The 4,180-nt window shown below is 61.4% G+C and carries 3 protein-coding genes and 1 pseudogene; 3 read left to right on the forward strand and 1 reads right to left on the reverse strand.

Features of this window, described 5'->3' with window-relative positions:
- The 3 genes from RSB01_RS13675 to mce form a co-directional block, all read left to right on the forward strand.
- The coding region (locus tag RSB01_RS13675; RefSeq protein ID WP_332625695.1) for a methylmalonyl-CoA mutase family protein at positions 1 to 1,215 on the forward strand (1,215 nt) is incomplete at its 5' end.
- Positions 1,212 to 3,365 carry a methylmalonyl-CoA mutase gene (gene scpA / locus RSB01_RS13680; RefSeq protein WP_332589933.1) on the forward strand — a complete coding sequence of 718 codons (2,154 nt, stop codon included), beginning with the start codon at positions 1,212 to 1,214 and terminating at the stop codon, positions 3,363 to 3,365. The genes RSB01_RS13675 and scpA, both read left to right, overlap by 4 nt.
- Positions 3,365 to 3,787 (forward strand): methylmalonyl-CoA epimerase, encoded by a 423-nt coding sequence (gene mce / locus RSB01_RS13685; protein ID WP_332589934.1) that lies wholly within the window; start codon positions 3,365 to 3,367, stop codon positions 3,785 to 3,787. Before scpA ends, mce begins: the two co-directional genes overlap by 1 nt.
- A gap of 58 nt (positions 3,788 to 3,845) precedes the next feature.
- Here the strand turns inward: mce and RSB01_RS13690 are convergent.
- Positions 3,846 to 4,180 (reverse strand): annotated as a pseudogene (locus RSB01_RS13690) (TonB-dependent receptor); the annotation flags it as partial.

Genomic DNA, 4,180 nt, shown 5'->3' on the forward strand with positions numbered 1-4,180 from the left:
CCTAGCGACAGCGAAGGCCGTAGCTGGAACCTGCGGACCCTTGTTGAGGGCGGGGATGCGGCCGATCTGAACCGCGCCATCCTGACCGATCTGGAAAATGGGGCGGCGTCTGTGCTGATCTCCGGTCCGGTGGCAGTCGATGCGGCGAAACTCGCCAAGGCACTTGAAGGCGTGGCGCTGGAGTTGGCTCCGGTGGCGCTGGATGCCGGTTTTGACGGGGTAAAGGCGAGCGAGGCTCTGGCCGCTGTGGCCAAGGGTTCGCCGCGTGCCCAGTTGTCGTTCCATCTTGATCCGGTGTCGGCCTATGCCCGCGCCGGTGGTGCGCCATCCGATTTTGCGACCATTCTCAAAGATGCCGCGACCAAGGCAGCGGGCTGGGCTTCAACCTATCCGGACGCCAAACTGTTCCTCGCCTCGGGTCAAGTGGCCCATGAGGCGGGCGCGTCTATGGGGCAGGAACTGGCCTTCGCGCTGTCCTCGGCTGTGGCCTATGTGAAAGCGCTGGTCGAGGCGGGCGTGTCGATTGAGAAAGCCCTGTCGTCGGTGACGCTGGGCGTCGCTGTGGACCAGCAGTATTTCGACAGTCTGGCCAAGGTTCGCGCCCTGCGTCTGTTGTGGGCGAATGTGTCCAAGGCCTTTGGCCATGAGGTTCAGGCCCAGATTGAAGCCCGCTCGTCGCGCCGTATGCTGTCGGCGCGTGATCCGTGGCCGAACATGCTGCGTCTGACGGCTGCCGGTTTTGCGGGCAGTGTCGGTGGGGCCGATGTGGTGGTGCTGGATGCCTTTACCCGCGCTGCCGGTCTGCCCGATGATTTTGCGCGTCGTCAGGCCCGCAATACGCAACTGATCCTGATGGAAGAATCCAACCTCGGCCGTGTCGATGATCCGGCTTCGGGCAGCTGGTATCTTGATGCCCGCACGCGTGACTTGGCGCAGGTGGCATGGACCGAGTTTCAGGCCATCGAGGCCGAGGGCGGCGTGATCCACGGCCTTGAAGGTCATGTGATCCAACCGCGTATCGCTCGCGCCCGCGAGTTTGCTGAAAAAGCCTACCAGAACGGTAGCGCCCAAATCATCGGCGTGACCAAGTTTGTGGACCCTGATGTGCGCACCGTTTCGGTTGCTGATGAAGTGCCGTCTGTACCGTCCTATGGCGCGTTCGAAGCCTTGACCCCAGTCCGTATTGCCGCCGCGTTCGAGGAGGCAGGCCAATGAGCTTTCCTGATTTCTCCAAACTGAATCTGGACCTTGGCTCCACAGGTGAAGGCCCGTCGCGTGAGGCATGGACCACGCCGGAAGGCATCACGGTCGAGCCGACCTATGGCGCGGACGCCATTGAAGGGCTGGACTTTATCGAAGGTCTGCCGGGCTTTGCGCCGTTTGTGCGCGGCCCTTATCCGACCATGTATGCCGGTGCGCCGTGGACGATCCGTCAATATGCGGGTTTCTCGACCGCCGAGGCCTCTAACGCCTTTTATCGTCGCAACCTTGCAGCAGGCCAAAAGGGTCTGTCGGTGGCGTTCGATCTGGCCACCCACCGTGGCTATGACAGCGACCACCCGCGCGTAAAGGGCGATGTCGGTATGGCCGGTGTGGCCATCGACAGCATTCTGGACATGCGCACCCTGTTCGACGGCATCCCGCTGGACAAGATGTCGGTGTCGATGACCATGAACGGCGCGGTTCTGCCGATCCTCGCCCTGTACGTCGTGGCGGGTGAAGAGCAGGGCGTCGAGCACGCTCAACTGACCGGAACCATTCAGAACGATATTCTGAAAGAGTTCATGGTCCGCAACACCTATATCTATCCGCCGTCGCCCTCGATGCGGATCATTGCCGACATCTTTGAATGGACGGCAAAGGAAACGCCCAAGTTCAACTCGATCTCGATTTCCGGCTATCACATGCAGGAAGCGGGCGCGTCGGCCGACATTGAGCTGGCCTATACGCTGGCGGACGGCATTGAGTATCTGCGCGCCGGTAAGGCCGCAGGCATGGCTGTCGACAAGTTCGCGCCGCGCCTCAGCTTCTTCTGGGCCATCGGCATGAATTACTTCATGGAAGTGGCCAAGATGCGCGCCGGTCGCCTGATCTGGGCCGAGGCCGTGGCGAAAGAGGGCGGGGTTAATCCGAAATCCCTGTCGCTTCGCACCCACTGCCAGACGTCCGGCTGGTCGCTGGCCGCGCAGGACGTGTTCAACAACGTACCGCGCACCATGATCGAGTGCATGGCCGCTGCCGGTGGTCAAACCCAGTCGCTGCACACCAACGCTCTGGACGAAGCCCTGGCCCTGCCGACTGACTTCTCGGCCCGTATCGCGCGTAACACGCAGATTCTGGCCCAGGAAGAAACCGGCCTGACCAAGGTTATCGACCCGTGGGGTGGCTCGCACTATGTCGAGCGCCTGACGCAGGAGCTGGCCACGAAGGCCCGCGCCCTGATGGCCGAGGTCGAGGCCTATGGCGGTATGGCCAAGGCCATCGAAGCCGGTATTCCCAAGCTGCGCATCGAAGAGTCTGCTGCCAAGACGCAGGCGCGTATCGACACCGGCCAGCAGACGCTGGTGGGTGTGAACAAATATCTGAACCCCGTCGTCGACGACATTCCAATGCTGAAGGTCGACAATGCCGAGGTGCGTGCCCGCCAGATCGAGAAGCTGGAACGCCTGAAGCTTGAGCGTAACGACGCCGAGGTGCAGGCCGCTCTGAATGCCTTGACCGAGGGTGCCAAGGGCAATGAAAACCTGATGGAACTGTCGGTACGGGCTGCCCGTGCCAAGGCGACTGTCGGTGAAATCTCGGATGCTCTGGAAGCTGCTTTTGGCCGTCACGTTGCGACCGTGAAAACCGTTTCGGGCGTCTATGCCAAGGAAGCGGGCAATGATCCCAAGGTCGCCCGCGCCCGTGAGATGGTCGCCGCCTTCATCGAAAACGATGGCGGTGCGCCGCGTATCCTGATCGCCAAGCTGGGTCAGGACGGACACGACCGTGGCCAGAAGGTTGTGGCGACCGGCTATGGCGATATCGGCTTTGATGTGACGGCGGGTTCGCTGTTCCAGACCCCTGCCGAGGCTGCCCGCGATGCGGTTGAAAAGAACGTCCATGCGGTTGGCGCTTCGTCGCTGGCGGCAGGTCACCTGACGCTGGTGCCGGAACTGAAGGCCGAACTGGCCAAGCTTGGCCGCGAAGACATTACGATTGTGGTGGGGGGCGTTATCCCGCCGTCGGATGTGCAACCGCTGCTGGATATGGGGGCGGCTGCCGTCTATCCGCCGGGCTCGGTGATTGCCGATACGGCCATCGACTTGATTGAAAAACTGAACGAGCGTCTGGGCTATGCCCAGCCTAAAGCGGACAAGAACTGATGATCGGCAATCTGAACCACGTTGGCGTGGCGACCCCTTCGATCGCAGAATCGATCAAGCTGTATCGCGACATTCTGGGCGCGACCAAGATCGGCGAGCCGTTCGATCTTCCGGCGCAAGGTGTGAAGGTCTGCTTCGTTGATACGCCGACCGCCCAGATCGAACTGATCGAGCCGTTTGACGAGAACAGCCCGATTGTCGGTTTTCTTGCCAAGAACCCCAAGGGCGGACAGCACCATGTGTGCTTCGAGGTCGAGGACATCCACGCCGCTGTCGCCGAGATGCGCGCCAAGGGCGTGACTATTCTGGGCACAGGCGAGCCACGCATCGGGGCTCACGGTACGCCGGTCGTCTTCCTTCACCCGAAGGAGATGGGCGGGGTCCTGATCGAACTGATGGAAAGCCCCAAAGGCGATCACTAAAAATCGCCCCTTAAGGACAAAGAAAAAGGCCCGCTGTTTTCAGCGGGCCTTTCGTTTTTTAGAAGATGATCTTGCGGAAATTGATCCGGAAGGTGCGGCCCATCGGGTCCAGATAATGGGGCTGATAGGCGTTGGGGGTATTGCCCTGAGCGTCGGTGACGCTGATGCGCTCGTCGAACAGGTTTTCGATACCCACCGACACGCGCGCACCGGTCAGCCACGGGAATTTCTCGACCCATTTGGTGCGCTGGCCAAGGTCGGCGAACATGTTGAGGTTTACGGTCGCCAGATCCGAGAAGTTCAGGTCGCCGGAGCTGCCACCGGCAACGCGCGTTCCTTCGGCCCAGTTGGCGTTCAGGAATGCACCCATGCCGCTCTTGAACACACCGGCCT

The sequence above is a fragment of the Brevundimonas sp. genome, from assembly GCF_036659295.1.
Classification (GTDB): Bacteria; Pseudomonadota; Alphaproteobacteria; order Caulobacterales; family Caulobacteraceae; genus Brevundimonas.

Bases quoted from the DNA above. Each gene is read 5' to 3' on its own strand.
- scpA (WP_332589933.1), top strand. From the start codon at position 1,212: ATGAGCTTTCCTGATTTCTCCAAACTGAATCTGGACCTTGGCTCCACA.
- mce (WP_332589934.1), top strand. From the start codon at position 3,365: ATGATCGGCAATCTGAACCACGTTGGCGTGGCGACCCCTTCGATCGCA.